The sequence below is a fragment of the Streptomyces sp. NPDC006335 genome (assembly GCF_040612795.1).
In the GTDB taxonomy this organism is placed as follows: Bacteria; Actinomycetota; Actinomycetes; order Streptomycetales; family Streptomycetaceae; genus Streptomyces.
In genome coordinates this window covers 50115-75628 of record NZ_JBEXQX010000025.1, presented here as the reverse complement: position 1 = coordinate 75628, position 25514 = coordinate 50115, and the positions used below count along the sequence as shown (strand labels likewise).

Annotated in this window: 22 protein-coding genes; 14 read left to right on the top strand and 8 right to left on the bottom strand. The window is 71.4% G+C overall.

From position 1 onward, the window contains the following. Window positions 1-15: 15 nt before the first annotated feature. The 3 genes from ABZ098_RS40750 to rhaI form a co-directional block, all read right to left on the bottom strand. Window positions 16-1452: a rhamnulokinase family protein gene (locus tag ABZ098_RS40750; RefSeq protein WP_356599347.1), complete on the bottom strand. Its 1437-nt coding sequence runs from the start codon at window positions 1450-1452 to the stop codon at window positions 16-18. Beyond that, complete coding sequence (locus tag ABZ098_RS40745) at window positions 1449-3488, bottom strand: bifunctional aldolase/short-chain dehydrogenase (protein ID WP_356599345.1); 2040 nt, start codon at window positions 3486-3488, stop codon at window positions 1449-1451. The genes ABZ098_RS40750 and ABZ098_RS40745 overlap by 4 nt, the downstream gene beginning before the upstream one ends. A gap of 139 nt (window positions 3489-3627) precedes the next feature. After that, complete coding sequence (gene rhaI / locus ABZ098_RS40740; protein WP_356599343.1) at window positions 3628-4788, bottom strand: L-rhamnose isomerase; 1161 nt, start codon at window positions 4786-4788, stop codon at window positions 3628-3630. Window positions 4789-5062: 274 nt separating this feature from the next. Here rhaI and ABZ098_RS40735 point away from each other — a divergent pair, with 274 nt between their 5' ends. From ABZ098_RS40735 to ABZ098_RS40685, 11 genes are all read left to right on the top strand, one after another. Continuing rightward, window positions 5063-6580: a sugar ABC transporter ATP-binding protein gene (locus ABZ098_RS40735; protein ID WP_356599341.1), complete on the top strand. Its 1518-nt coding sequence runs from the start codon at window positions 5063-5065 to the stop codon at window positions 6578-6580. Beyond that, a complete protein-coding gene (locus ABZ098_RS40730; RefSeq protein WP_356599339.1) occupies window positions 6577-7617 on the top strand; it encodes an ABC transporter permease in 1041 nt (346 codons plus the stop codon). Before ABZ098_RS40735 ends, ABZ098_RS40730 begins: the two co-directional genes overlap by 4 nt. Next, window positions 7610-8620, top strand: coding sequence for an ABC transporter permease (locus tag ABZ098_RS40725; RefSeq protein WP_356599337.1), 1011 nt, complete (start codon window positions 7610-7612; stop codon window positions 8618-8620). The genes ABZ098_RS40730 and ABZ098_RS40725 overlap by 8 nt, the downstream gene beginning before the upstream one ends. Before the next feature lie 54 nt (window positions 8621-8674). Beyond that, the gene (gene rhaS, locus ABZ098_RS40720) at window positions 8675-9754 is read left to right on the top strand and encodes a rhamnose ABC transporter substrate-binding protein (RefSeq protein WP_356599335.1); all 1080 of its coding nucleotides are present in this window, start codon (window positions 8675-8677) and stop codon (window positions 9752-9754) included. Window positions 9755-9779: 25 nt separating this feature from the next. Further along, on the top strand, window positions 9780-10100 hold the full coding sequence (locus ABZ098_RS40715) for an L-rhamnose mutarotase (protein WP_356599333.1): 321 nt from the start codon (window positions 9780-9782) through the stop codon (window positions 10098-10100). A 51-nt stretch (window positions 10101-10151) separates the two neighbouring features. Then, window positions 10152-11576: a BNR repeat-containing protein gene (locus tag ABZ098_RS40710; RefSeq protein WP_356599331.1), complete on the top strand. Its 1425-nt coding sequence runs from the start codon at window positions 10152-10154 to the stop codon at window positions 11574-11576. Window positions 11577-11656: 80 nt separating this feature from the next. Then, complete coding sequence (locus ABZ098_RS40705; RefSeq protein ID WP_356599329.1) at window positions 11657-12682, top strand: LacI family DNA-binding transcriptional regulator; 1026 nt, start codon at window positions 11657-11659, stop codon at window positions 12680-12682. 103 nt (window positions 12683-12785) lie between these two features. Beyond that, window positions 12786-14087 (top strand): alpha/beta fold hydrolase, encoded by a 1302-nt coding sequence (locus ABZ098_RS40700; protein ID WP_356599327.1) that lies wholly within the window; start codon window positions 12786-12788, stop codon window positions 14085-14087. Between the two features lie 123 nt (window positions 14088-14210). Next, entirely contained in the window at window positions 14211-14822 is a 612-nt protein-coding gene (locus ABZ098_RS40695; RefSeq protein ID WP_356599325.1) for an FxLYD domain-containing protein, read from the top strand. A gap of 54 nt (window positions 14823-14876) precedes the next feature. After that, on the top strand, window positions 14877-15752 hold the full coding sequence (locus tag ABZ098_RS40690; protein WP_356599323.1) for a sigma factor-like helix-turn-helix DNA-binding protein: 876 nt from the start codon (window positions 14877-14879) through the stop codon (window positions 15750-15752). Between the two features lie 56 nt (window positions 15753-15808). Continuing rightward, complete coding sequence (locus tag ABZ098_RS40685) at window positions 15809-16624, top strand: pentapeptide repeat-containing protein (RefSeq protein ID WP_356599321.1); 816 nt, start codon at window positions 15809-15811, stop codon at window positions 16622-16624. Here the strand turns inward: ABZ098_RS40685 and ABZ098_RS40680 are convergent. Continuing rightward, window positions 16592-18106 carry a cytochrome P450 gene (locus tag ABZ098_RS40680; RefSeq protein WP_356599319.1) on the bottom strand — a complete coding sequence of 505 codons (1515 nt, stop codon included), beginning with the start codon at window positions 18104-18106 and terminating at the stop codon, window positions 16592-16594. The genes ABZ098_RS40685 and ABZ098_RS40680 overlap by 33 nt on opposite strands. A 106-nt stretch (window positions 18107-18212) precedes the next feature. On the opposite strand from ABZ098_RS40680, the gene ABZ098_RS40675 reads away from it, so the two are divergent. Together ABZ098_RS40675 and ABZ098_RS40670 are read left to right on the top strand one after the other, a co-directional pair. Beyond that, window positions 18213-18821, top strand: coding sequence for a TetR/AcrR family transcriptional regulator (locus tag ABZ098_RS40675; RefSeq protein ID WP_356599317.1), 609 nt, complete (start codon window positions 18213-18215; stop codon window positions 18819-18821). A gap of 89 nt (window positions 18822-18910) precedes the next feature. Continuing rightward, window positions 18911-19642 (top strand): DUF2470 domain-containing protein, encoded by a 732-nt coding sequence (locus ABZ098_RS40670; protein WP_356599316.1) that lies wholly within the window; start codon window positions 18911-18913, stop codon window positions 19640-19642. Here ABZ098_RS40670 and ABZ098_RS40665 read toward each other — a convergent pair. From ABZ098_RS40665 to ABZ098_RS40655, 3 genes are all read right to left on the bottom strand, one after another. After that, window positions 19610-20863, bottom strand: coding sequence for a lactonase family protein (locus tag ABZ098_RS40665; protein WP_356599314.1), 1254 nt, complete (start codon window positions 20861-20863; stop codon window positions 19610-19612). The two genes, ABZ098_RS40670 and ABZ098_RS40665, sit on opposite strands and share 33 nt — an antisense overlap. Window positions 20864-20955: 92 nt before the next feature. Continuing rightward, the gene (locus ABZ098_RS40660; RefSeq protein ID WP_356599312.1) at window positions 20956-21978 is read right to left on the bottom strand and encodes a hypothetical protein; all 1023 of its coding nucleotides are present in this window, start codon (window positions 21976-21978) and stop codon (window positions 20956-20958) included. Between the two features lie 36 nt (window positions 21979-22014). Further along, window positions 22015-23292, bottom strand: a complete 1278-nt coding sequence (locus ABZ098_RS40655; RefSeq protein ID WP_356599310.1) for an aromatic acid exporter family protein — start codon at window positions 23290-23292, stop codon at window positions 22015-22017. 223 nt (window positions 23293-23515) lie between these two features. Between ABZ098_RS40655 and ABZ098_RS40650 the strand changes: the two genes are divergently transcribed. Continuing rightward, window positions 23516-24826 carry an erythromycin esterase family protein gene (locus ABZ098_RS40650; RefSeq protein WP_356599308.1) on the top strand — a complete coding sequence of 437 codons (1311 nt, stop codon included), beginning with the start codon at window positions 23516-23518 and terminating at the stop codon, window positions 24824-24826. Here the strand turns inward: ABZ098_RS40650 and ABZ098_RS40645 are convergent. Beyond that, the gene (locus tag ABZ098_RS40645) at window positions 24790-25377 is read right to left on the bottom strand and encodes an ABATE domain-containing protein (RefSeq protein WP_356599306.1); all 588 of its coding nucleotides are present in this window, start codon (window positions 25375-25377) and stop codon (window positions 24790-24792) included. The genes ABZ098_RS40650 and ABZ098_RS40645 overlap by 37 nt on opposite strands. Between the last annotated feature and the right edge of the window lie 137 nt (window positions 25378-25514).

Below are 25514 nucleotides of genomic sequence, written 5' to 3'. Positions count from 1 at the left end.
GGGGGAGACCCCGGGTCAGTTCCCGGCGAGCCGGGCCTGCGCCTCGCGCCAGCGCGCGGGATCGCCCTGCGGCTCGTACCGCGTGAGCGGCTGGGTACGGGTGAGCAGCGCGCGCCCGCCCGCGAGGTCGCCCACGAGCCCGTGGGCCCGAGCCTGGACCAGGACGTTCCCGAGCGCGGCCGCCTCGGTCGGCCCGGCCACCACCGGCAGCCCGCAGGCGTCGGCGGTGAGCTGGCACAGCAGGGCGTTGCGCGTCCCGCCCCCGACGACGTGCACGACGTCCACGGGGTGGTCGGCCAGCCGCTGCGCCTCCTCGACCGCCTTGCGGTGGGCCAGGGCCAGCGAGTCGAGGATGCAGCGCGTGATCTCCGCGGGTGTGCCCGGCACCGGCTGCCCCGAGGCACGGCACGCCTCGGCGATCCGCTCCGGCATCCGGCCCGGCGCGAGGAACCGCGCGTCCCCCGCGTCCACGACCGACCGCAGCGCCGGCACCTTGGCCGCGTCGAGGAGCAGCTCGCCCAGATCCGGGTCGCCCCAGGCCCGTACGCACTCCTGGAGCAGCCACAGCCCCATGATGTTCCGCAGGTACCGGACCGTGCCGTCGAGCCCCAGCTCGTTGGTGAAGTTGGCGGCCCGGCTCTCCTCGGTCAGCACCGGCGCGTCGAGCTCAAGACCCGCGAGGGACCAGGTGCCGGTGCAGATGTAGGCGAACCGCTCGCCGGACGCGGGCACAGCGGCGACCGCGGAGGCGGTGTCGTGCGACCCGACGGCCGTCACCGGCACGGGCCCGCGGAGTCCGGTCTCCTCCAGGACCTCCGGCCGCAGCAGCCCCGCCGGATCGCCCGGCTGCCGCAGCGGCGCGAACAACTCCAGGTCGATGCCGAGACGCGAGGCGATGTCGTACGACCATCCGCGCGTCCGGGGATCGATCAGCTGGGTCGTCGAGGCGTTGGTGAGCTCGGTGCCCTGCTCGCCGGTCAGCCAGTAGGTGAGCAGGTCGGGGACGAGCAACAGCCGCTCGGCGCCGGTGAGTTGGTCGGCGACCAGCTGGTACAGCGTGTTGAAGGGCGCGTACTGGAGCCCGGTCGCCGCGTACAACTCCGGCGCGGGCACGGTCGCCCACACCTTCTCGGCGACGCCCTCGGTGCGGGAGTCGCGGTAGTGCACGGGGTTGCCGAGCAGCTTGCCGTCCGCGTCCAGCAGCCCGTAGTCCACGGCCCAGCTGTCGATCCCGACGGAGTCGACCTGCCCGGCGGCCCTGAGCCCGTCCAGGACACCGCCGTAGAGCGAGAGGATGTCCCAGCGCAGGCCCTCGGGCAGCCGCACGGGCCGGTTCACGAACCGGTGGGCCTCGGTCAGCTCCAGGCTGTCGGGGCCCACGCGGCCGACCATGACACGTCCGCTGGACGCGCCGAGGTCGACCGCGGCGTACGACTTCACGGACGCGCTCATCGCAGGAAGGCGGCCGCGACGCCGGCGTCGACCGGGACGTGCAGCCCGGTGGTGTGCGTCAGCTCCCCGCCGGTCAGCGCGAACACGGCGTTGGCCACGTGCTCGGGGAGCACCTCGCGCTTGAGGATGGTCCGCTGCGCGTAGAACTCGCCCAGCTTCTCCTCCTCCACGCCGTACACGGCGGCCCGCTTGGCACCCCAGCCCCCGGCGAAGATGCCGGACCCGCGCACCACGCCGTCGGGGTTGACACCGTTGACGCGGATGCCGTGCTCGCCCAGCTCGGCGGCCAGCAGCCGCACCTGGTGGGCCTGGTCGGCCTTGGTGGCGGAGTAGGCGATGTTGTTGGGACCGGCGAACACGGCGTTCTTGGAGGCGATGTAGACGATGTCGCCGCCCAGCTTCTGCGCGATCATCACGCGGGCCGCCTCCCGCGACACCAGGAAGGAACCGCGCGCCATGATGTCGTGCTGGAGGTCCCAGTCCTTGGCGGAGGTCTCCAGGAGAGGCTTGGAGATGGAGATACCGGCGTTGTTGACCACGAGGTCCACCCCGCCGAAGGCCAGCACAGCGGCCCGGAACGACTCGGCGATCTGCTCCTCGGAGGTGACGTCGACGGTCACGGCGACGGCCTTGTCGGGCCCGCCGAGCTCCTCGGCGACCGCGGCCGCGTTCTCGCCGTTGAGGTCGGCGACCACGACACACGCGCCCTCGGCGACCAGCCGCTGCGCGATGGCCTTGCCGATCCCGCTGCCGGCGCCGGTCACCAGCGCGACCCGGGTCGCGAGCGGCTTGGGCTTCGGCATCCGCTGGAGCTTCGCCTCCTCCAGCGCCCAGTACTCGATGCGGAACTTCTCGGACTCCTCGATCGGCGCGTACGACGAGACGGCCTCGGCGCCCCGCATCACGTTGATCGCGTTGACGTAGAACTCACCCGCGACCCGGGCGGTCTGCTTGTCCTTGCCGAAGGAGAACATGCCGACACCCGGGATCAGCACGATCGCCGGGTCGGCGCCGCGCATGGCGGGGGAGTCGGGCAGGGCGTGCCGCTGGTAGTAGGCGGCGTACTCCTCGCGGTACTCGGCGTGCAGTTCGTCGAGCCGCGCGATGGCTTCCTCCAGAGGAGCCGTAGGCGGCAGGTCGAGGACGAGCGGGCGCACCTTGGTCCGCAGGAAGTGGTCGGGGCAGGAGGTCCCGAGGGCGGCGAGGCGCGGGTGCTCGGCGCGGGCCAGGAACTCCAGCACCGGCTCGGAGTCGTTGAAGTGCCCGACCTGCGGCTTGTCCTGGGAGGCGATCGCGCGGACGTACGGCGCGAGGGCGGCGGCCCGCTCCCGGCGCTCGGCCTCGGACAGAGCGCCGTACCCCTCGATGACGGGGCCGAAGGGCTCGGCCTTGCCACGCTCCTCCAGGAACTTCTCGGCCGTCCGGATGATGTGCAGCGAGTTCTTCTCGCACTCCTCGGCCGTGTCGCCCCAGGCGGTGATGCCGTGCCCGCCGAGGACGACACCGATCGCCTGCGGGTTGGCCGCCTTGATGGCGGCGATGTCCAGTCCGAGCTGGAAGCCCGGCCGCCGCCACGGCACCCAGGCGACGGTGTCCCCGAAGCACTCGGCGGTCAGCTTCTCCCCGTCGGCGGCGCAGGCGAGCGCGATGCCGGAGTCGGGGTGCAGGTGGTCGACGTGAGCGGCCTCGACGAGCCCGTGCATGGCGGTGTCGATGGAGGGAGCCGCCCCGCCCTTGCCGTGCAGGCAGTAGTCGAACGCGGCGACCATCTCGTCCTCGCGCTCCACACCGGGGTACACGTCGACGAGCGCCCGCATACGGTCCAGCCGCAGAACGGCGAGCCCGGCCTCGGTCAGGGTCCCGAGGTCGCCCCCGGACCCCTTGACCCACATCAGTTCGACGTCCCCGCCGGTGACGGGATCGACGGAGGTGCCCTTGGCGGACGCGTTGCCACCGGCGTAGTTGGTGTTACGGGGATCGGAGCCAAGCCGACGGGAACGGGCGAGGAGGGCGGCGGCTTCGGGATGGGGTGCCATGACTTTCGGTTCCTTACTGGAGAGAGGGCGGGATTTCGCTTTCAGGGGCGCGGGGCTGTATCAATTTGCGGCTCCGCCGCGCGGGCGCGACCAGCCACAGCCGGCCCGCACCCCGCAGACGACAGGACCAGGCAGACGCTTACGCCCCCCAGCCAGCCTGTTCCCCACCAACCCGCGAGGCCACGATCTTCTCGGCCCACCCGGACCGCTTGTACGCGGCAATGGGATTCGCGTCCAGCCCCATCTCCTCGCGCACCTCCGCGAGCAGCGGCCGCACATCCGTGTTGTACGCGTCCATCAGCACCGCGTTCGCCTCCAGCACATCCCCCTCGCGCTGAGCCACCGCAAGAGCATCCCGGTCCACCAGGAGCGCCTTGGCCGTCGCTTCCTGGACGTTCATGACGGACCGGATGATCGCCGGAATCTTCGCCTCGATGTTGTGGCACTGGTCGAGCATGAACGCCACCTCGGAGGTGAACCCGCCCCCGCGCACCACTTCGTACATGATCCGGAAGAGCTGGAACGGATCGGCCGCCCCCACCATGAGGTCGTCGTCGGCGTAGAACCGCGAGTTGAAGTCGAACCCGCCGAGCTTCCCCTCCCGCAGCAGCGTGGCGACGATGAACTCGATGTTGGTGCCGGGCGCGTGGTGCCCGGTGTCGACGACGACCTGGGCCTTGGGGCCGAGCTTGAGGCAGTGCGCGTACGCCGTGCCCCAGTCCGGTACGTCCGTCGAGTAGAAGGCCGGCTCGAAGAACTTGTACTCGAGCAGCATCCGCTGCCCGTCACCCAGACGGTCGTACACCTCGGAGAGACCTTCGGCCAGCCGGTCCTGCCGGGCCCGCAGATCGTCCTGGCCGGGATAGTTCGTCCCGTCGGCGAACCACAGCTTCAGGTCCTGGGAGCCGGTCGCGTCCATGATGTCGACGCACTCCAGCAGATGATCGAGAGCCTTCCGGCGCACCGCGGCGTCCGGATGACAGATGCTGCCCAGCTTGTAGTCGTCGTCCTGGAAGGTGTTGGAGTTGATGGCGCCCAGCTTCACGCCCCGCTCCCCGGCGAACTTCGCCAGCGCGGCGTAGTCCTCGACCTTGTCCCAGGGGATGTGCAGGGCGACGGTCGGGGCCACTCCGGTGAACGCGTGCACCTGCGCCGCGTCCTCCAGCTTCTCCTGCGGGGTACGCGGTACACCCTGCTGGGCGAACACCTTGAAGCGGGTTCCCGAGTTCCCGTACGCCCACGACGGCGTCTCGACGGCCTGGGTCTTGAGAGCGGCCTTCACCGCGGCGAGCTCGGTCACTTGAGGGCTCCTGTGACGTCGGGTCTGAAGGGCATCCGAACAGCTTCACTGTGAAACGATTCAAGACGGGAAAGTATGGGGACCTCGCGGGGGTGTCAACCCCTGCGACCAAGGCTGTTGCCCGTGACCCCCCTGTGACCTGAGTCCATCGAAACTTTTTCGACACGAACCCATTGACGTGACATGCGCTCCATGCCTAACGTCCCGGCAACCAAGTTGAAACCTTTCACGACGCCGTGAGGGCCGTCCCGCCGGCGTCGTCGAGGAGCCCCCAATGACCCACCCGTCCACCACGGGTCCGGCCCCGGTTCTCGCGCTCAAGGACATCTCGAAGTCCTTCGGCGCGGTTCGCGCCCTGCGGGACGTCTCCCTGGAGCTGTTTCCCGGGGAGGTACACGCCCTCGCCGGCGAGAACGGCGCGGGCAAGTCGACCCTCATCAAGACCCTCGCGGGAGTGCACCGGCCGGACACCGGCCAGGTACTGCTCGACGGTGAGCCGGTCGTCTTCCACGGTCCCGGTGACGCCCGCGACGCCGGTATCGCCGTGATCTACCAGGAGCCCACGCTCTTCCCCGACCTGTCGATCGCCGAGAACATCTTCATGGGCCGCCAGCCCCGGCGGGCCCTCGGCCGGATCGACCACAAGGCCACCCATGCCGCGACCCTGGCCCTGATGCAGCGCCTCGGGGTCGAGCTCGACCCCGACCGTCCGGCGCGCGGCCTGTCCATCGCCGACCAGCAGATCGTCGAGATCGCCAAGGCGCTGTCCTTCGAGGCCCGCGTCCTGATCATGGACGAGCCCACCGCGGCCCTGACCGGCAGCGAGGTGGCCCGCCTCTTCGGGGTCGTCAAGGCGCTCCGTGAGCAGGGTGCCGCGGTGCTGTTCATCTCGCACCGCCTGGAGGAGATCTTCCAGATCTGCCAGACGGTCACCACCCTGCGCGACGGCGCCTGGATCTCCAGTGAGCCGATCGACGGCATGACCGAGGACGACCTGGTCCGCCGCATGGTCGGCCGTGACCTCGACGAGCTCTACCCCAAGCAGGACGTACGCCCCGGCGAGGTCGCGCTCACGGTGCGCCGGCTGACCCGGGAGGGCGTCTTCACCGACGTCTCGTTCGAGGTCAGGCGAGGCGAGATCGTCGGCCTGGCGGGTCTCGTCGGAGCGGGCCGTACCGAGGTCGCCCGGGCCGTGTTCGGCATCGACCGCTGGGACGCCGGCGAGGTCTCCGTCGACGGCAGGGCGCTGGTCAACGGCGCCCCGTCCACCGCGATGGCCGCGGGCCTCGCCCTGGTCCCCGAGGACCGGCGCGCCCAGGGCCTCGTGATGGACATGTCCATCGAGCGCAACATCGGCCTCACGGGTCTGCGCACGACCGTCAAGGCCGGTCTGATGGACCGCGGCGCCGAACGCAGCCGTTCACTCGACTGGGCGGTCAAGCTCCAGGTGAAGTACGCCCGCATCGCCGACACCGTCAACACGCTGTCGGGCGGCAACCAGCAGAAGGTCGTCCTCGCCAAGTGGCTGGCCACCGGCCCCAAGGTGCTCATCGTCGACGAGCCGACCCGTGGCATCGACGTCGGCACCAAGGCCGAGGTGCACCGGCTGCTCAGCGAGCTGGCCGCCGACGGGGTGGCCATCCTGATGATCTCCTCCGACCTGCCCGAGATCCTCGGCATGGCGGACCGCGTGCTCGTGATGCACGAGGGCCGCCTCACCGCCGAGATCCCGCGCTCCGACGCCACCGAGGAAACCGTGATGGCCGCAGCCACCGGGAGGGCCGCCGCATGACGGTGACGACTCCCAACCAGGCCCCCGTGACCGACGTACCCAAGTCCAGCGGCACCCGCCTGGTCGACCGCGTCTTCAAGATGCGCGAGCTCGCCATCCTGGTCGTCTTCCTGGTGATGATCGTCGTCACCCAGATCGGGAACAGCGACTTCCTCACCGAGCAGGGCATCAAGGACCTGCTGCTGAACGCCACCATCCTGGTGCTGGTCGCCACCGGTCAGTCGCTGGTCGTGATCACGAGGAACGTCGACCTCTCGGTCGGCTCCACCCTCGGCATCAGCGCCTTCGCCGCCGGCACGTACCTGCACGGCGGCGGGAACCCCGTCGTGGCGATCGTGCTCGCGGTCCTGCTCGGCATCGGCTTCGGCCTCCTCAACGGCCTGCTCGTCAGCCTCGGCCAGGTGCCCGCGCTCGTGGTCACCCTCGGCACGCTCTACATCATCCGGGGCATCGACTCCATCTGGGTCGGCTCCCGTCAGATCACGGCGGCCGACCTCCCGGACAGCTTCGTCGACTTCGGCTCCGGCGGGATCTCCGCCGTGCCGTGGCTGGCCCTGATCGCGCTGGCGGTCCTCGTCGCCACCGCCTACTACCTCAAGCACTTCGGCAGCGGACGCGAGCTGTACGCGCTCGGCTCCAACCCCGAGGCCGCACGGCTCGCCGGCATCCCGGTGCGCAAGCGGATCCTGGCCGCCTACACCTTCTGCGGCGGCCTCGCCGGTCTCGCCGGGGCGATGTACCTGGCCCGGTTCGGCAACGTCGACTCCGGGACCGGCACCGGCTACGAACTGACCGTCGTCAGCGCGGTCGTGGTCGGCGGTGTCGTCTTCACCGGCGGCTCCGGCAGCGTCTACGGCGCGGCTCTCGGCGCCCTGCTGCTGACCTCCATCAACAGCGTGCTGCCCGCCCTCGGCGTCAGCTCGGTCTGGGTGCTCGCCATCAACGGCATCCTGCTCATCCTCGCCATCGCGGTCGACCGGGTCGTCGCGCTGCGCGTGGCCTCCGCCCTGAAGAAGAGGAACGCCCGCCATGCCTGACTCCCTCACGCGTGCGATCCGCTGGGACACGGTGGTCGGCACCCTCCTGATCGTCGTCCTGCTGCTGTCCTTCGGTACGGTCGACGGGTTCGGCAACGCGCTGAACCTGTCCTTCCTGATCGGCAACACCCTGCCGATCGCGCTGATCGCCCTGCCCATGACCCTGCTCGTGGTCTCCGGTGAGATCGACCTCTCCGTCGCCTCCACGGCCGGCCTGTCCGGCGCGGTGATGGGCGCCCTGTGGAACCAGGGCCTGACGATCGAGGTGATCATCCCGATCTGCCTGGTCCTCGGTGTGGTGTGCGGGCTGATCAACGGCCTGCTCGTCACGAGGCTCGGCCTGCCCTCCCTCGCCGTCACCATCGGCACCCTCGCCGCCTACCGGGGCATCGCACAGATCGTGCTCGGCTCCGACGCGGTCACCGACTTCCCCACGCAGTACCTGGACTTCGCCGCCGGACGGATCGGGGACACGTTCATCCCGCAGGCCTTCCTGCCCTTCCTGGTCCTGCTCGCGATCGCCGTGGTCGTCCTGCACGCCACGCCGTTCGGACGCTCGGTGTTCGCGACCGGCGCCAGCGAGGAGGCGGCGCGGTTCGCCGGCATCCGGGTCAAGCGCCAGAAGCTGATCCTGTTCACGGTGACGGGCCTGATGGCCTCGCTCACCGGCATCTTCTGGGCACTGCACTACGCCAGCGCCCGCTACGACAACGCCACGGGGCTCGAACTCTCCGTCGTGGCGGCCGTGTTGCTGGGCGGCATCGACTTCGACGGCGGCAAGGGCACGCTCGGCGGCGCGATCGCGGGAGTCTTCCTGCTCGGCGCGCTGCAGAACGTGATGAGCCTCCAGGACGTCTCCGCCCAGTCCCAGATCGTCGTCACCGGCGTTCTGCTCGTCCTCTCCGTGCTCGGCCCGCGGGTCGCACGGCAGATCTCGGTTGCGAGGGCCGGCCGCCGAGCCGCCTCGACACCGGCGTCCAAGGCGCCCGCCCCGGCCGGCTAGGCCCGGGCGCCCCGGAAACCTCGTATCCGCTCACCCTCGTAAGGAAGATCCGTCATGCGTAAGTCATCCCTCCGCCGTTCCTGCGCAGCCCTCGCCGCCGGCACCTCGCTCGCCCTCGCGCTCACCGCGTGCGGCGGCACCACCAAGAAGGACGTGCAGGACGAGGGCGCCTCGGCGGCCTCCACCGCCAAGGCCGACCCGAACGCGGCCACCAAGAAGGGCCTGACCGTCGGCTTCCTGCCCAAGCAGGTCAACAACCCGTACTTCACCTCCGCGGACAAGGGCGGCGAGAAGGCGCTGACCGAACTGGGCAGCAAGTACAAGGAGGTCGGCCCCTCCAGCGCCACCGACACCGCCGGGCAGGTCTCCTACGTCAACACGCTCACCCAGCAGCAGGTGAACGCGATGGCCGTGTCCGCGCAGGACCCGGGCGCCCTGTGCACCGCCCTCAAGCAGGCCATGTCGAACGACATCAAGGTCGTCACCTACGACTCCGACACCAAGCCGGAGTGCCGCAACGCCTTCGTCTCGCAGGCCTCCGCCGAGGACCTGGGCCGCACCGAGGTCCAGCTGCTCGCCGAGCAGATCGGCTACAAGGGCGAGATCGCGATCCTGTCCGCCGCCCAGACGGCGACGAACCAGAACACCTGGATCGACTTCATGAAGGACGAGCTGAAGCAGGACAAGTACAAGAACATCAAGCTCGTCAAGATCGCGTACGGCAACGACGACGCCCAGCAGTCCTTCCAGCAGACCCAGGGCCTGCTCCAGCAGTACCCGAACCTGAAGGGGATCATCTCCCCGACCACCGTCGGCATCAAGGCCGCCGCCCAGTACCTCTCCGGCTCCAAGTACAAGGGCAAGGTCAAGCTGACCGGCCTCGGCACCCCCAACGACATGCGCAAGTACGTCAAGAACGGCACCGTCGAGGCGTTCGAGCTGTGGGACCCGTCGAAGCTCGGCGCGCTGGCCGCCCAGACCGCCGTCGCGCTGGTCTCCGGCCAGATCACCGGCAAGGAGGGCGAGACCTTCAAGGCCGGCGGCACCACGTACACCATCGGCAAGGACGGCGTGATCAACCTCGGCAAGCCGACCGTGTTCGACGCCAAGAACATCGACCAGTTCAACTTCTGATCTCCCCCTCAAGGAGCGGTACTTCATGCAGCGCGTCTGTTTCCTCCTCAAGGTCCGTGAGGACCGACTCGCCGAGTACCGCGAACGCCACGCCGCCGTGTGGCCGGAGATGCTGGAAGCACTCTCGGCCACCGGCTGGCACAACTACTCGCTCTTCCTGCGCGACGACGGCCTGCTCGTCGGCTACCTGGAGACCGAGGACTTCGAGGCCGCCAAGGCAGGTATGGAAGCCACCGAAGTCAACGCCCGCTGGCAGGCCGAGATGGGCGAGTTCTTCGAGTCCCTCGACGGAGCCCGCCCGGACGAGGCGATGAAACCGCTCACCGAGGTGTTCCACCTCGCCTGAGCCTCCCCATCAGGCCCCATCGGGCCCGATCAGGACAGCAGGAGCCGCTCCATGAAAAGACGCACGCTGCTCGCAGGTGCCATCGTGTCCGCCATGTCCACCTCCGCGCTCACCGGCGGCACCGCCCGCGCCGCCGACCCCGGTCCCTCCGTCACCCGGACCGGCACCACCACGCTCGACAGCCAGGCCGTCTTCTTCGTCTCCTACGACGGCCTCGTCAACAACAACTCGTTCCAGAAGAACGGCCTGTTGACCTACAAGGGCTACCAGTACGCCGTCTGGTACACCGCCGACAAGAACGCCGTCGTCGGCCGGCGCGTCCTCGGCGGGAGCACCTGGTCCACCGTCCAGGTCGGCCACACCCTCAAGGCCAGCGACTCCCACAACGTCATCTCCATGGGCGTGTCCAAGGTGGACGGCCGCCTCCACCTCAACATGGACTCGCACAGCGACGGCTTCACCTACGTCAAGTCGGTCGCGGGGCTCATGGACAACCCGGCGGGGCTGAGCTGGACCTCCGCCCGCTTCGGCGCACCCCAGTCCACCCTGGACGGCCTGGCGCTGACGAGTCAGTTCACCTACCCGCAGTTCATCTCGACCCCCGACGGCAAGCTCCAGCTCAGCTACCGCGTCGGGATATCCGGCAACGGCCGCAACGCCCTCGCGGAGTACAACGGTTCGGCCTGGACCAACCTCGGGGAGTGGTCCAGCTCCACCGGCACCTACACCAGCGAGCACGGCTCCTCGACGGCCCGCAACATGTACCTGCACGGCATCGACTACGACAGGAACGGCCGGCTGCACTCCTTCTTCACCTGGCGCGAGCAGAACGGCGCCGTGATGTGCTCCTCCGGCGGCATCACCAACCACGACACCGGCTACGTCTACTCCGACGACCGCGGCCGCACCTGGCGGAACAACGGCGGCACCGTCGTCGGTACCACCGGCGGCTCCGACAAGGTCGCCGTCACCGACAGCGGCCTGGTCGTCGACGCGCTGAACCCGGACCACTCCCTGATGAACCAGGAGAGCCAGTCCACCGACTCCTCCGGCCTGCCGCACGCGATCATCAGCTACGTCCCCGGCCGCTTCGGGCAGTGCACCACGAACTACGTCGCGGACCGCACCGCCAACGGTCGCGCCTTCCACCTCCGCAAGAACTCCACGGGCACCTGGCAGAAGACCGAGATCCCGGTCGTGCTCGGCTCCAGTCAGCGCACCAAGCTGATCCTGGACAAGTACGACAACGCCTACGCGATCTTCCCGTTCGGCCGGATCGCCGCCGCCTCCAAGGCGTCGGGCTACACCGACTGGAAGGTCCTCTTCGACGGCAGCGGCCTCAACGCCTTCGGCGAGGTCGTGATCGACGAGGCGCGGGTGGCACAGGACAACGTGCTGTCGTTCATGTACCAGGAGAAGTCGAGCGGTACGACCCCCTCGGCGCTCCACGTGGTCGACTTCGCACTGCCCACCTGATCGTGACCGGTGTGGGGGCGGCTCGACGATAATGTGAAGGTCGTCCTGCCGCCCCTCGTCTCCCTGGAGGTCCCTGCCCGATGGCCCAGTCGGTGGGTATCAAGGACGTCGCCCGCGCCGCCGGAGTCTCCGTCGGTACGGTCTCGAACGTCATCAACCGTCCGGACTCCGTCGCGACCGAGACCCGGGCGCGCGTCCTGTCCGCGATAGACCGGCTCGGCTATGTCCGCAGCGAGTCCGCGCGCCAGCTGCGCGCGGGCCGCAGCCGGATCATGGGCCTGCTCGTCCTCGACATGGGCAACCCCTTCTTCGTCGACGTGGCGCGCGGCGCCGAGCGGGCCGCCCGCGAGGACGGCCTCGGCGTGATGGTCTGCAACAGCGCCCAGAGCACGAGCGAGGAGTCCGAGTACCTCTCCCTCTTCGCCGAACAGCGGGTCCGGGGCGTGCTGCTCACCCCGACCGACGCCTCCGGCCGCAACATCGCCTCCTTCCGTCGCCACGGCATCCCCTTCGTCCTCGTCGACCGGGTCGCCGAGGGCACCACGGAGTGCTCGGTCTCCGTCGACGACGTCGCCGGCGGCGCGCTCGCCGTGCGCCACCTCGTCGACGCGGGACACCGCTCCATCGCCTACGTGAGCGGCCCGCCCGGCCTGAACCAGGTCCGCGACCGCCGCACCGGCGCCCTGGGCGCGCTGGCCGAGGCGGGCCTGGGCCCCGAGAACCTGCGCGAGCTGCCCACCGAACGGCTCGACGTGGCCGCGGGCCGGGACGCGGGCGCCCGCCTGCTCGGTCTCGCGGACCGCCCGACCGCCGTGTTCTGCGCCAACGACCTGCTCGCTCTCGGCGTGCTCCAGGCCATGTACGCGGCGGGGGTCACCGTCCCCGACGACCTGGCCATCGTCGGCTACGACGACATCGAGTTCGCCGCCGCCGCGGCCGTCCCCCTCACCTCGGTCCGCCAGCCCGCCGTCACGATGGGCGCCCTGGCCGCCGAACTGCTCCTGGAGGAGACGGAGGCGGAGACCACCGGCAAGCGGCACGAGCACCGCCGGGTGGTGCTCCAGCCCGAACTGGTCGTGCGCCGCTCCAGCCTGGCGGCTCGCTGACCGGAGAGTCAGTAAGATTTCATGATCGAAGGGCTCCGGCGGCGGAGGAACATGTGCTGAACTGGGACGCGCCCTGAAGAATCCGTCCGTCCCGGGAGCCCTGTTGACCTCGACGTACCGCCAGCCCGGCCTCGTCCTCACCGACCGCCGCTTCACCGTCCCCCTCGACCACGACGACCCGGCCGGGGAGACGATCGAGCTCTACGCCCGCGAGGCCGTGGCGAGCGACAAGGCGGGCCAGAACCTGCCATGGCTGGTCTACCTCCAGGGCGGCCCCGGCTTCGGGGCGAACCGCTTCGTCGGCAAGGGAGCCTGGTTCGGGCGGGCCCTGAAGGAGTACCGCGTCCTCCTGCTCGACCAGCGCGGCACCGGCCACTCCAGCCCCGCCAACCGGCAGACGCTGCCCCTGCGCGGTGACGCCGCCGCCCAGGCCGACTACCTCACCCACTTCCGTGCCGACTCCATCGTCCGCGACTGCGAGGCGATCCGCGCCAAGGTCACCGGCGGTGCCCCCTGGACCGTCCTCGGCCAGAGCTTCGGCGGCTTCTGCGCGACGACCTATCTCTCCTTCGCCCCGGAGGGTCTCGCCGGCGCCCTCGTCACCGGCGGCCTCCCGTCCCTCGACGCCCACGCCGACGACGTCTACCGGGCCGCCTACCCGCGCGTGGAGCGCAAGGTCGCCGCGCACTACGCCCGCTATCCGCAGGACGTCGAGCGGGCCCGCCGTATCGCCGACCACCTCCTCACGCACGAAGTGAGGCTGCCGAACGGCTACCGGCTGACCGTCGAGGCCTTCCAGTCCCTCGGCATCCTCCTCGGCGGCGGCGAGGGCAGCCACCGCCTGCACTTCCTCCTGGAACACGCCTTCGTCCGCACCCCGCAGGGCCCCGAGCTCTGCGACGCGTTCCAGGAAGAGGTCCAGGGCCTCCTCTCCTACGCGTCCCACCCGCTGTACGCCCTCGTCCACGAGGCCGCCTACGGTCAGGACGAGCGCCCCACCGCCTGGTCGGCCGAACGGGTGCGCGCCGAGTTCCCGCAGTTCGACGCGGCCAAGTCCCTCGCCGGCGACGAGCCGCTGCTGTTCACGGGGGAGACCATCCACCCCTGGATGTTCGACTGCGACCCGGCCCTGCGACCGCTGCGCGAGACCGCCGAACTCCTCGCCGCCCGCACCGACTGGCAGCCCCTGTACGACCCGGCCCGCCTCGCCGCCAACCAGGTCCCGGTCGCCGCCGCCGTGTACTACGACGACATGTACGTCGACACGGCCCACTCCCTGGAGACCGCCCGCGCCATCCGCGGTCTGCGTACCTGGGTGACGGACGAGTTCGAGCACGACGGTGTCCGCGCGGGCGGCCCCCGTGTCCTGGACCGGCTGCTCGCCCTCGCCCGCGACGAGGTCTGACGCCAAAGACCTGGGCGTTCGTGGCCGCGGGCGCCCTCGGGCGACGACATGCCTCACTCTCGATTCCGGCATAGGGTTCATTTCGGCCGAGTGTCGACGCCGGAGTCGAGAGGACGTCAGCCGATGAGCACACCGTCACCCCACGGACGGTCCCGGATCGCAGCCCTGGCCGTGACTCTGGCCGCCGCCGGCACGCTCGCGCTGACGGCGTGCGGCAGCGACGACGACTCCGGCGGCACGTCGGCCTCCGCGGAACGGCCCACGGCCCCGGACACCGCCTCCTTCTCCGGCGACGCGGCCTCCGCTCTCGCGTCCGTCGAGGCCTCGGCGCGGGCGGAGGCCTCCGAACGGGCCGCGTCCGCCTCGGCGGCCGCCTCCTCCTTCGAGGCCTCCGTCTCCGCCGAGACGGAACGCGCCAACCTGGCCGCGCGCACCGAGCTCGCCAAGGTCGACGGGCAGGGCAACGCGATGTCGGAGGTCACCATGACCGGCAAGCCGCGTTCGGAGACCGGCGGCCTGCTCGCCGTGGTCGTCACCATCACCAACAAGACCGACGAGGCGGCCTCGTACGCGGTCCAGGTCGACTTCCTCGACTCCTCGGACAAGGTCGTGGAGACCCGTTACGTCGGCGCCGAGGACCTGAAGCCGGGGGAGAAGGCGCAGCCCGTCGCCGTGAGCCGCAAGCCCGCCGATCCGGCGCTGACGCCCAAGCTGGCGAAGGCGCAACGGTATTGACCCGAGCCGGGCATCATGTGATCGTCTCGCTTTCACGGACGACACGGGGGTGGCGTGAACGGAACGGAACTGCTCGCGGAGCGCTTCCAGGAGCACCGTGGGCACCTCAGGGCGGTGGCCTACCGCATGCTCGGCTCGCTGGGCGAGGCGGAGGAGGCCGTCGAGGAGACCTGGCTCGAACTGAGCCGCAGCGACCCCGGCGAGATCCCGGACCCGGGCGGCCGGCTGGTCATCTCCGTCGGCCGGGTGTGCCTCGACCGGCTCCGCGCACGCGCCGCACGCCGTGCGGACCCCTCGGCTGACGCCCACGTCCCCGACCCCGTCATCACGCCGCTGTCCCCGGCCGACCCGGAACAGGAAGTCCTGTACGCCGACGCGGTCGGTCTCGCGCTGCTGGTGGCGCTGGAGGAGTTGGACCCCGCCGAGCGCCTCGCGTTCGTGCTGCACGACATGTTCGCCGTGCCCTTCGACGACATCGCGCCGATCGTGGAACGCCCTCCGGCCGCCGCGCGGCAACTCGCCGGTCGTGCCCGGCGCCGGGTGCGCGAGGCCGCCCCCGCCGCGGAACCCGACCTGGACCGGCAGCGCGAGGTGCTCGGAGCGTTCCTGGCGGCCGCCAGGGCGGGGGACGTCGAGGCCCTGGTCGCCGTGCTCCACCCCGACGTGGTGCTGCGCGCGGACTCCGGGGCGCCGGCCTCCAAGGTCCACGGTGCCCGAGCGGTGGCCGAACAGGCCCTGCAATTCCGGCAGTTCGCCGACTGCGCCCGCCTCGCGCTGGTCAACGGCGAGGTCGGGATCGTCAACCTGCCCGAGGGCCGTCCGCTCGCGGTCGCGGGCGTCACCGTCACCGAGGGCAGGATCGCCGCCCTGCACGTCCTGGCCGACCCCGCCAGGCTCGCCCGCCTCGACCTGCCGGGCACCGCCCACTGACACGGGCGGCCACGGCCGAAGGCGGGCCGCTCCGCGGGCCCGTTAGGCTGGCGGCAATGCAAGAACAAATGATCGATCTGCGCGGGGACTGCGGGCGGTGCTTCGGCCTGTGCTGTGTCGCGCTCCCCTTCGCCGCCTCCGCCGACTTCGCCCGCGACAAGCCGGCCGGCAAGCCCTGCCTGAACCTGCGGGACGACCACCGGTGCGGTATCCACGCCAGGCTGCGCACCGAGGGCTACACCGGGTGCACGGTCTACGACTGCTTCGGTGCCGGACAGAAGGTCTCCCAGGTCACCTTCGGCGGCCGGGACTGGCGTACCGGCACGAGCGCGGACGCCCGCCGGATGTTCGACGTGTTCCCCGTGGTGCGCCAGCTCCACGAACTGCTCTGGTACCTCACCGAAGCGCTCACCCTGCCCGCCGCCCGCCCCGTCCACGCCGACCTGCGCCGCATGCTGGAGCGGACCGAGGCGCTCACCCGGACAAGTGCCGAGGAACTCGCCGCCCTGGACGTCCCCGCGCACCGGCAGGAGGTCAACGTCCTCCTGCTGCGAACCAGCGACCTCGTGCGGGCCGGGATCGGCGGCAAGAAGAAGAACCGCCGGGGCGCCGACCTGATGGGCGCCCGTCTCAGGGGCGCCGACCTGCGCGGAGCCAGTCTGCGCGGCGCCTACCTCATCGCGGCCGACCTCACCGGCGCCGACCTGCGCGGCGCGGATCTGATCGGCGCCGACCTGCGCGACGCCGAGCTGACGGACGCGGATCTGACCGGCGCGTTCTTCCTCACCCAGCCCCAGCTCAACGCGGCCCGGGGCAGCGCCGGCACCCGGCTGCCGGAGTCAGTCACCCGCCCGGTGCACTGGACAGCGTGACTCCGCGGCCGGGACCTCGTCGGGCACCGGCACGGGGACGGCCGCGGAGCCACTGAGAGCCCGCCGTTCCAAGTGCAGCCGCAGCCCCTCCGGCATCAGCGTCAGCCGCTCGGTGACGCTGAGCCGGTAGGCGGGGTCGGCCCGCAGCTCGTAGCGGCGCAGCAGCAGCCCGAGCACCAGCGTGGCCTCGTGGAGCGCGAACTGGCGCCCGATGCAGGCCCGCGCCCCGGTGCCGAACGGCTTGAAGACATGCGGGGGACGCGAGCGTACGGCCTTGGGGTCGAAGCGGTCCGGATCGAACCGTTCGGCGTCGGCGCCCCACACCTCGGGGTCGCGCTGGAGCATCGGCGTGAGCACCAGCGTCCACGCGCCCCGGCGCATCGGGTGCCGTCCGGCCAGCACGGTGTCCTCGACGGCCTCCCGGGCGAACGCGGGCGCCGTCGGCCACAGCCGCAGCGACTCGTCCAGCACCCGGCGCACGTACCGCAGCTTCGCCACCTGGTCGTAGCCCGGCGTCTCGGCGGAGCCCCAGACGCGGTCCACCTCGGCACGCGCGCGTGCCGCGACCTCCGGGTGACGGGAGAGGTAGTGCAGGGCGAAGGACAGCGCGCCGGACGTGGTCTCGTGGCCGGCCACCAGGAAGGTGATGACCTGCCGGCGGACGTTCTCCGGCGACAGCCGCTCACCGGTCTCCGGGTGGGCCGTCTCCAGCATCCGGTCCAGCAGGTCGCCGTCCCCGGCCGTCGCGCGCCGGGCCCGGACCAGGTCGTCGACCATGCGGTTGAGGTAGGCGATGTCGTCCGCGTTGCGCCGCGCCGCACGCCGTAGCAGAGCGGGGAACGGCACGGAGTTGAGGCGCTGCGCGTAGGTCAGGGTGCCCACCATCGCGGTCACGAAGGGGTGCGGCCGGTCACGTTCGAAGGAGCCGAAGTCATGCCCGAACCCGGTACGCGCGATGGTCTCCAGGGTCAGCCTGGTCATGTCCCCGGGCACGTCCACCGACCGGCCCGCCGCCTGTTCGCGGTCCCAGTGGTCCGTCAACCGCCCTGCCACGGCCAGCATCATCGGGTGGTAGGCCGCCATCGCCTCCCGGCTGAAGCCAGGTGCCAGCACGTCGTGCGCGAGCTGCCAGTTCGGCTCGTGGTTGTACGCGGTGAACAGTCCGTCGCCGGCGACCGGCCGCAGATTGGCGACCCCGAGGCCGACGTGCTTGGCGAACCGTGACTCGTCCGCCAGGTCCGCCACCAGCTCGGCGCCCCAGGTGAAGACGAACTCCCTGTTGAACGCCTTGCGCCGGTAGATCGGCCCCAACTGGCGGGCGAAGCGCACCGAGTCCTGGAGCGGGGTGGCCCGGTTGACGCCCAGCACATCACCGAGCAGGGGGAGCCGACGCGGCGGATGCGGAATGCGGTGCAGCTCCGGCCAGCCCAGTTCGGCGCTGCGAAATCCCGTGGGCCGGGTGGCCGTCGTCGTCTCCGCCATGACGAGATCTCCCTTGATCCAGCGGCAGTTGAGCGCGTTGTACGTGGGTTCAATAACGCGATCAGTCTCGTCCCCTTGTTGAACCGGCGTCAAGTAAAGTGCGGGCATGGCCGGGAAGCAGGGCGAGCGCACGCGCCGCAGGCTCAGCACCGGGGAGCGTCGGGAGCAGCTCCTGTCGGTGGGGGCGAGGCTGTTCTCGGAGAGCCCGTACGACGACGTGTGGATCGAGCAGGTCGCCGAGATCGCCGGTGTCTCGCGGGGGCTGCTCTACCACTACTTCCCGACGAAGCGGGAGTTCTTCGCGGCGGTCGTCGAGCGCGAGAGCGAGCGGATGCTGGCCATGACCGCCGCCGTGCCCGGCATCCCCGTGCGCGAGCAGCTCACGGCGGGGCTGGACACCTATCTGGAGTACGTCCACGCCCACGCGCACGGCTTCCGCGCCTTCCACCGTGCCGATGCCGCCGGCGACCAGGCCGTACGCCGGGTCTACCAGCGGGCGCTGGCCACACAGGAGCGGCAGATCCTGGCGGCACTGGCCGCCGATCCCGAGTTCGGTCCGGCTGCGCAGGAGCGCCCCGACCTCCAGCTGGCCGTGCGCGGCTGGCTGGCGTTCACGACGGCGGTCTGTCTGGAGTGGCTGCGAGGCCAGGACCTACCCCGGGAACAGGTGCGCGATTTGTGCGCGCGGGCACTGCTCGGCGTTCTCACGCCCTGACCGGAATTCGCATGTCCGTCACACGTCTTCGGTTGGCTTCGTCGCCGATCTTCGATAGGTTAGGCAAGGCTTACCTAAGGAGGAACTGGATGGGTGACAGCCAACCGTGGACGGCCGCGCCTTCCGCGGCGGAACACGCCCGGTCGGTGCTCGCCGCCTCGTGGTCCTGCGCGGTGACCGCCGAGGGCGGCCGCGAGGAGTTCGTCGGCGCGCACACCGTCGCCGAGGACGGGCGGGTGACGCTGGACGTGCCCGAGGACAGCACCCTGCTCGCGGCCGCGATCTGCGCACCCCGCGGCGAGCCGTCGGCCGTCCTGGAGTTCGCCGACGTGGCCCCGGTCCCGGTGCGCAGCCGTATCCGCGCCCGGCTGTGGATCGCCGGCTGGTTCGTCCCCGGGCAGGAGGAGCGGCGGCTGGAGTTCAAGGCCACGCGCGTGGTGCTGCGCCGGCCGTCCGGGGCGGTGGTCGTCGACCTCGACGAGTTCGCCGCCGCCGCGCCCGACCCCCTCGCCACGGCCGAGGCCCGGCTGCTCACCCACCTCGCCGACTGCCATCCGGACGCGATCGAGCGGCTCACCCGGCTCGTCGACCCCGACAGCCTGCACGGCGCGGTCCGCGTCCAGCCCCTCGCCGTCGACCGGCACGGCCTGACCCTGCGCATCGAGCGGGCCCGTGCCGACGGCGAAGTACGCCTGCCCTTCCACGCACCCGCCGACGACGTGGCGCGGCTGACCGAGCGCATGCACGTGCTGCTGACCCAGGCGAGCGCGGCGTCCTGCCCCCGGGCCCTACAGCGGCAGCGCACAGACGGCGACGGGTGAGGCGAACGGCTTGCCCGCGCGGCGCAGTTCACCGCTTTTGACGTCCGCGTGGAACACGCTGACGGTGCCGGACCTCTGGTTCGCCGCGAAGAGCAGCCGGCCGTCCGGGGAGAAGGCGATGTGCCGCGGGAAGTCACCGTCCACCGGCACCGTGTCGAGCAGCCTCAGCCGGGCGCCGTCCGCCTCCACGGCGTACCGGGTGAGGCTGTTGTGCCCCCGGTTGGCGAGGTAGGCGTACGCGCCGTTCGCGGTGACCAGGAACTGCGCCGGGTAGTTCGTGCCCGCACCCGTGCCCGTCGACTGCGGCGCCCCGACGGACAGACGGCCGGTCCGGCGGTCGTAGGCGCAGACCGCCACCGTGTTGTCGGTCTCGTTGGCCAGATAGGCGTACCGGCCCCCGGGGTGGAAGGTGAGGTGGCGCGGTCCGGCGCCCGCCCGGGTGCGGGCCCGCGAGACCTCCGTGAGGGCACCGGTCCGTTCGTTCAGGCGGTAGCTGTAGACGGTGTCCGTGCCGAGGTCGACGGCGAGCACATGGCCGCCGTCCGGGCTGGTGAGGAACTGGTGGGCGTGCGGGCCCTCCTGACCCGGTCCCGGGGCCGGACTGGAGTGCGTGACCACGTCCCTGCGCTCACCGAGCGCCCCCGAGGAGTCGATCGGGTGCACGGCCACGCTGCCGGAGCCGTAGTTGGCGCTGAGCAGCCAGCGCCCGCCCGGATGCACCGACAGGTGGCACGGCCCCGCCCCGCCGGTGCTCCGGCTCCCCAGGACCTTGCGGTCGGACAGGCGTACGGCGGTCACGGCACCGGCGTCCTGCTCGGCGACCGCGTACAGGGTGCGCCCGTCGGGGTGCGGCGCCAGATACGACGGGTTGGTGACCCCGGTGATCGTGCCGGTGCCGGTGATCCGGCCGCTCGTGGCGTCGTAGGTGGCGACGCCGATGCCGGTGCCGCCGCCCTCGGCGGAGGTGTAGGTGCCGAGATAGAGGGGGCGCGGGCCGGTCGCAGCCGGAGCGGACGGGGTTCTCGCCGGGCTTGGTGAGGTGGTGCCGGGGGAGCGGGGAGCCTTCGAGGGCGCCGACGCGGGTCCGGATGAGGCCGACGAAGGACCGGACGCCGTCGACGACGGTCCGGATGACGTGGAGCAGCCGGTGAGGCCCGCGCCCGCTCCCGCGAGAGCGCCGACGAACCGGCGCCTGCTCCAGCCGCCGTTCGCACTGCCCATCCCTGCGCACCCCGGTGATCGATCGACTCGGACCTGGACAGCCACCTTCACCCGGATCGCCCGGCCGGTGCAACCCGAGCCCTCGCCGCCCGCTACCAGTCGCCGTCCTCGACCGGCTTGCCCGGCGCGTCCCCCAGCGGCTCGACCTGCTGTGGCGTGGGCTGCTGCCAGGGCTCGTGGTCGTCCCCGAGCCAGTCGCCCACCGGCTTCACGCCCTCCAGGGTGCCCGTCGGGGCGAGATCCTCCGCGTCCTGGTCGTAGTAGTCGAACCACGGCAGCCCCGCCCGGGTGTAGGCCGCGCGGTCCACGGGCGACGGTGGGGGAGCCTCGCCGGTGATGCGGCGCCACTCGGGCGGTGTCACCAGGTGCACGAAGACCCGCCCGGCCGGTGTGTCCTTCCAGTCCGACAGCGGCCGCTCGTCCTGGTAGACCTCCTGGCGCATGGAACCGCCGACGCCGAGTCCCATCGCGGGGGCGCTGCGGGGTGCCCCCGCCGGGGCGGGCGGGGCGGCCATCGCCATGGGTACGGCCGCGCCGTAGGCCATGGCGGGCCCGCTCGTCGAGCGCAGCCGCCGCTGCGCCTCCCGCCACTCGGTCAGCCGCTCCTCGACCAGCGGAAAGGCCTGGAGCTGTACGCCGCCCCACACCTCTTCGCCCGTGACCTGTCCCTCGACGGTGGCGCCCAGTCCGAGCGGCACCGCGACGAACTGGCGGACCGTCCCCTTGCCGGAGTTGATGCCGTCCAGCCACGGCTGACGGGGCAGGACCACGTAGTTCTGCGGGTCACGGGCGAGCCGGTCGCTCCAAGGCTTCCCGGAGACCGCGCACACCTTGCCCACCCCGACCTGGAGGGCGGCCGGTTCGACGGTGCCCCCGAAGCTGAGCCACATCGCCTCCCGCAGATACACCGGCAGCATCACCCCGCCCCGGGCCCGCCACTGCGCGGGCACGGTGTCCGGGTAGTCGCAGACGCGGCGCACCGGGAACTCGCCGAGCCCCGGCGGCAGCGGGTGCGTGCCCGTCTCGGGAAGCCGCAGGGTGCGGATGAACCGCACCGCCGCACCGCCCGGCAGCCGCAGTGTGTTCCCGTCGATCCGCACGCTCGTGCCGGTCATCCGTCCGCCCCCTGTACTGGTCCCATCGTGCCTGTGTCAGCTGGAACGACGGGAGAGGGCCGCGCGGTTCCTGCGCCAGCGTTCCTGCATGCGGGTCAGGTGCGGCATCCGCTCCCGCTGTTCGCGGGACGCACGGTCCAGCTCCTCCAGCAGACGGCGGGAGCGGTGCTCGGTGTCCAGTTCGTCGAGGATGCGGTTGACCTCGGTGAGCACCGCCCCGTGCAGTTGCCACTGGCGGGAGTCCCGCTGGATCTCCTCCAGCAGCAGTTGGGCCAGCTTGTCGCGGGTCGACGTGGCCTGGCGCAGTTCGGCGGTGAGCCGGGCCTCCGCGGACTCGGCGCTCACACTGACATGGGTGGTGACCAGGACGGCGAAGCTGACCACGGCATCGCCGATCTCGGACAGCAACTGCTCCACGGCCCGACCGGTCTCCGGCCCGAACAGCGGCTCGGGAGCCTGTTCCTCCTCGCTCGCGAACGGCTCGTCGGCGAAGGGGTCGCGTTCCTTCGCGAGGTCGGTGAGGGTGCGCGCGAGGACCCGCAGCACGACCGTGCAGATCTCCAGGGTGTCCAGGCCGGTGCGCAGCACCACCCGGTGCAGCAGGCCCTCCTTCACCCTGGGGTTCAGCTTGAGGGAGTCCTCGGCCTGCTTGAGGGCCGCGTCGACCTCGACGATGTCGTGGTCCAGCTCCCGCGCCTCGTACAGCCGGGCCGTCGCCAGCTCCACGGGCGTACGGCCCGCGGCCTCCTCGCCCATCCGCAGCATCAGCTTCCGGACCCGGCGGGCCAGCCCCTCGATCGACTCGCCCGCCTCGTCCACCCATACCGGGGGAGCGAGCAGCAGATTGCAGGCGAGGCCGACGACCGCGCCGATCAGCGTCTCCACCACGCGGGCCCAGGCGGTGTCCCCGACCGTCGTCACCCCGAGCACCAGCATCGCGCTGATCGCCACCTCGGGCACGAACTCCTCGACCCGCACCAGCCGTCCGACCACGAGCGACGCCACGATCAGCAGGCCCAGACTCCACCAGGTCAGACCCACCAGCAGACTGAACGCGATGGCCACCAGGACACCGGTCACCACCGAGTTCACCCGGCGGATGCCGGTGGTGAGCGTGGAGTAGAGGGTGACCTGGACGACGAGGAGCGCGGTCAGGGGCGCGGTGAGCGGGGCCGCCTCGGGGCTGAGCCGCAGGGCGATGACGTACGCGATCGTCGCCGCGGCCGCCGACCGCAGCGTCTGCACGACCACGGGGTCCCGGCGCCCTTTCACAAAGTGCGCCAGGGACGCCGTCCACTCACGTACATCTCGCATCCTCAGTGTGTTCCTCTTCCACGTAAGCGGCCGGTGCACTCCTTGCGGACGGTGACCGTCCGCAACGTGCCCCATTGTGGTGCGCGGCAGGTCCACGGCAAGGACCCGGGGCAGTGACGGCGGACACCCGGCGCCACCTCGGACGACCCCTGGGGAAAACCCCCGTCGTCGACGGTGGGCCGCCGGATGGCCCGCGACCGGTCCGGGGCGAAAGCGTGGAGCGATGAACTGGAAACGGACCTCGACCATCCTGACCCTGCTCATCACTCTCGGCACGACCGCGCCGGCCGCCGCCACGACCCGGGCACCGGCACCCTCCGTCGTCGGGGCCCTCGACCGGGCCGCCCACCCCCTGCGGACCGTCGAACCCGGCGGCGACACCCGGGATCTGCGCCCCCTCGGCCGGATGATCGCCGGTGCCGAGGTCGTCGGCGTCGGCGAGGCCACGCACGGCTCCCACGACTTCTTCGCCCTCAAGGACCGCCTCTTCCGCCACCTCGTCGAGGAGAAGGGCTTTCGCACCTTCGCCCTGGAGGCCCCCTGGAGCACCGGTCTGCGGCTCGACGACTACGTCGTGCACGGCAGGGGGAACCCGCGGCGCATCATGCGCGAGGAGTTCCAGCGGGACTACCTGTGGTGGAACAACAGCGACTATCTGCGGCTGGTCGAGTGGATGCGGGCGTACAACGTCCGCCACCCGGGCGACCCCGTCCGCTTCGTCGGCGACGACACCGCCTGGACCGGGCCGGAGACGTACGACGCGGTCGTGGCCCGGGTGGCCGCCGCCGACCCCGCCGCCGGCCGGCGCCTGGCCGGGCTGTACCGCGGGCTGCGGCCCACCCTGCCCACGGGGACGTACATCGAGCACTACCTCGGCAGGCCGTACGCCGAACGCAGGGAGATGGCCGCACGCAGCGGTGCGGCGCTGGAGCTGGTGCGGCGGGCCGGGGCCGACGACCGGACCGTCCAGGACGCGACGGCGATCGACCGGACCGCCCGCCAGTACGCCTTCGACTTCGAGGAGCCCGGACAGATCGCCGCGGCCATGCGCTACCGCGACGAGGCGATGGCCGCCAACGTCGTCTGGTGGCAGCGCCACACCGGCACCAAGATCCTGCTGTCCGCGCACGACGCCCATGTCGGCTACGAGAGCTACGACGCCGCCTACCCGCAGATGCAGGGCGCGTTCCTGCGGGACAGCCTGGGCCCGGCGTACGTGAACATCGGCCTCACCTTCGACCGGGGCTCCTTCAACGCCACCGGCCAGGACGAGACCGCCGTGCGGCGCTGGACGGTGGGCCCGGCCGCCCCGGGCAGCAACGAGCGGACCCTGGACCGGGTGCGGTACCGCGACTACGCCCTCGACCTGCGGACCGTCGGCTCACCGGCCCGCGCATGGCTGCACGAGGCCCGCCCGACCTACCGGATCGGCACCGCCTACCCCGAGGGCCCGCACGACGTCGCCCTGGCCCGCACCCATGACGTCCTGATCCACCTTCACCGGGTGGTGGCGGCCCGGCTGCGGGACCGGTAACCGGCGATCTTCGCGAGGTTGCCGCAGCGGTCCATCGAGCACCAGCGGCGGCGGCGGGCCTGCGAGTCGTCCAGGAACAGCAGGGAACAGTCCGGGTTCTCGCACTCCTTGACCCGCTCCAGGAGCGGCCCCCGCACCAGGAGTACGGCGTCCCGCGCCACCGTCGCCAGGGCCGCGCGGGCCGGACTGCGCGCCGTCCAGCGGGCCGGGCCGAGCTGGGGCGCGAGGTCCGGCTGGGCGGCGGCCGCGTTGACCCGCTCCACGTCGGACGGGTCCGGGTCCCGCCCGGCCATCGCGGCGCGGACCAGGCAGTACAGGGATTCACGCAGGAGACGGGCCTGCGTCAGATCCCGTGCGGTGACCCGCACCGGATCCGCGCCGGTGGTCAGCCCGGCCTCCGTGAACCAACGCGCGAGCGCGGCGGTGTCGGGGAGCCGCTCCAGCGGGACGGCGTGCCGTTTGCCGAGGGTGGCGGCGAAGTCCAGGCAGGGGCGACCGCCGATGAACGGGAACGCGAGGGCCGGGTCGGCGGGGGCGGGGCTGCCGGTCATGCCGTCGAGAGTACACCGGTTCATGTGGTGTCGACGTGCCGCCGTACACCTCTTGACACCGGTTGAGCAGGTGTCGGATGGTGACACCACTTCAACTGGTGTCAGTGGCTCGGGTGTCCGGGCAGGGAGCAGGTGCG

Excerpts from the sequence above, each read along its gene's own strand:
- ABZ098_RS40750 (WP_356599347.1), bottom strand. The coding sequence starts at position 1,452 with ATGAGCGCGTCCGTGAAGTCGTACGCCGCGGTCGACCTCGGCGCGTCC.
- ABZ098_RS40745 (WP_356599345.1), bottom strand. The coding sequence starts at position 3,488 with ATGGCACCCCATCCCGAAGCCGCCGCCCTCCTCGCCCGTTCCCGTCGG.
- ABZ098_RS40735 (WP_356599341.1), top strand. The coding sequence starts at position 5,063 with ATGACCCACCCGTCCACCACGGGTCCGGCCCCGGTTCTCGCGCTCAAG.
- ABZ098_RS40730 (WP_356599339.1), top strand. The coding sequence starts at position 6,577 with ATGACGGTGACGACTCCCAACCAGGCCCCCGTGACCGACGTACCCAAG.
- ABZ098_RS40725 (WP_356599337.1), top strand. The coding sequence starts at position 7,610 with ATGCCTGACTCCCTCACGCGTGCGATCCGCTGGGACACGGTGGTCGGC.
- rhaS (WP_356599335.1), top strand. The coding sequence starts at position 8,675 with ATGCGTAAGTCATCCCTCCGCCGTTCCTGCGCAGCCCTCGCCGCCGGC.
- ABZ098_RS40715 (WP_356599333.1), top strand. The coding sequence starts at position 9,780 with ATGCAGCGCGTCTGTTTCCTCCTCAAGGTCCGTGAGGACCGACTCGCC.
- ABZ098_RS40710 (WP_356599331.1), top strand. The coding sequence starts at position 10,152 with ATGAAAAGACGCACGCTGCTCGCAGGTGCCATCGTGTCCGCCATGTCC.
- ABZ098_RS40705 (WP_356599329.1), top strand. The coding sequence starts at position 11,657 with ATGGCCCAGTCGGTGGGTATCAAGGACGTCGCCCGCGCCGCCGGAGTC.
- ABZ098_RS40695 (WP_356599325.1), top strand. The coding sequence starts at position 14,211 with ATGAGCACACCGTCACCCCACGGACGGTCCCGGATCGCAGCCCTGGCC.
- ABZ098_RS40685 (WP_356599321.1), top strand. The coding sequence starts at position 15,809 with ATGCAAGAACAAATGATCGATCTGCGCGGGGACTGCGGGCGGTGCTTC.
- ABZ098_RS40680 (WP_356599319.1), bottom strand. The coding sequence starts at position 18,106 with ATGGCGGAGACGACGACGGCCACCCGGCCCACGGGATTTCGCAGCGCC.
- ABZ098_RS40675 (WP_356599317.1), top strand. The coding sequence starts at position 18,213 with ATGGCCGGGAAGCAGGGCGAGCGCACGCGCCGCAGGCTCAGCACCGGG.
- ABZ098_RS40670 (WP_356599316.1), top strand. The coding sequence starts at position 18,911 with ATGGGTGACAGCCAACCGTGGACGGCCGCGCCTTCCGCGGCGGAACAC.
- ABZ098_RS40665 (WP_356599314.1), bottom strand. The coding sequence starts at position 20,863 with ATGGGCAGTGCGAACGGCGGCTGGAGCAGGCGCCGGTTCGTCGGCGCT.
- ABZ098_RS40660 (WP_356599312.1), bottom strand. The coding sequence starts at position 21,978 with ATGACCGGCACGAGCGTGCGGATCGACGGGAACACACTGCGGCTGCCG.
- ABZ098_RS40655 (WP_356599310.1), bottom strand. The coding sequence starts at position 23,292 with ATGCGAGATGTACGTGAGTGGACGGCGTCCCTGGCGCACTTTGTGAAA.
- ABZ098_RS40650 (WP_356599308.1), top strand. The coding sequence starts at position 23,516 with ATGAACTGGAAACGGACCTCGACCATCCTGACCCTGCTCATCACTCTC.
- ABZ098_RS40645 (WP_356599306.1), bottom strand. The coding sequence starts at position 25,377 with ATGACCGGCAGCCCCGCCCCCGCCGACCCGGCCCTCGCGTTCCCGTTC.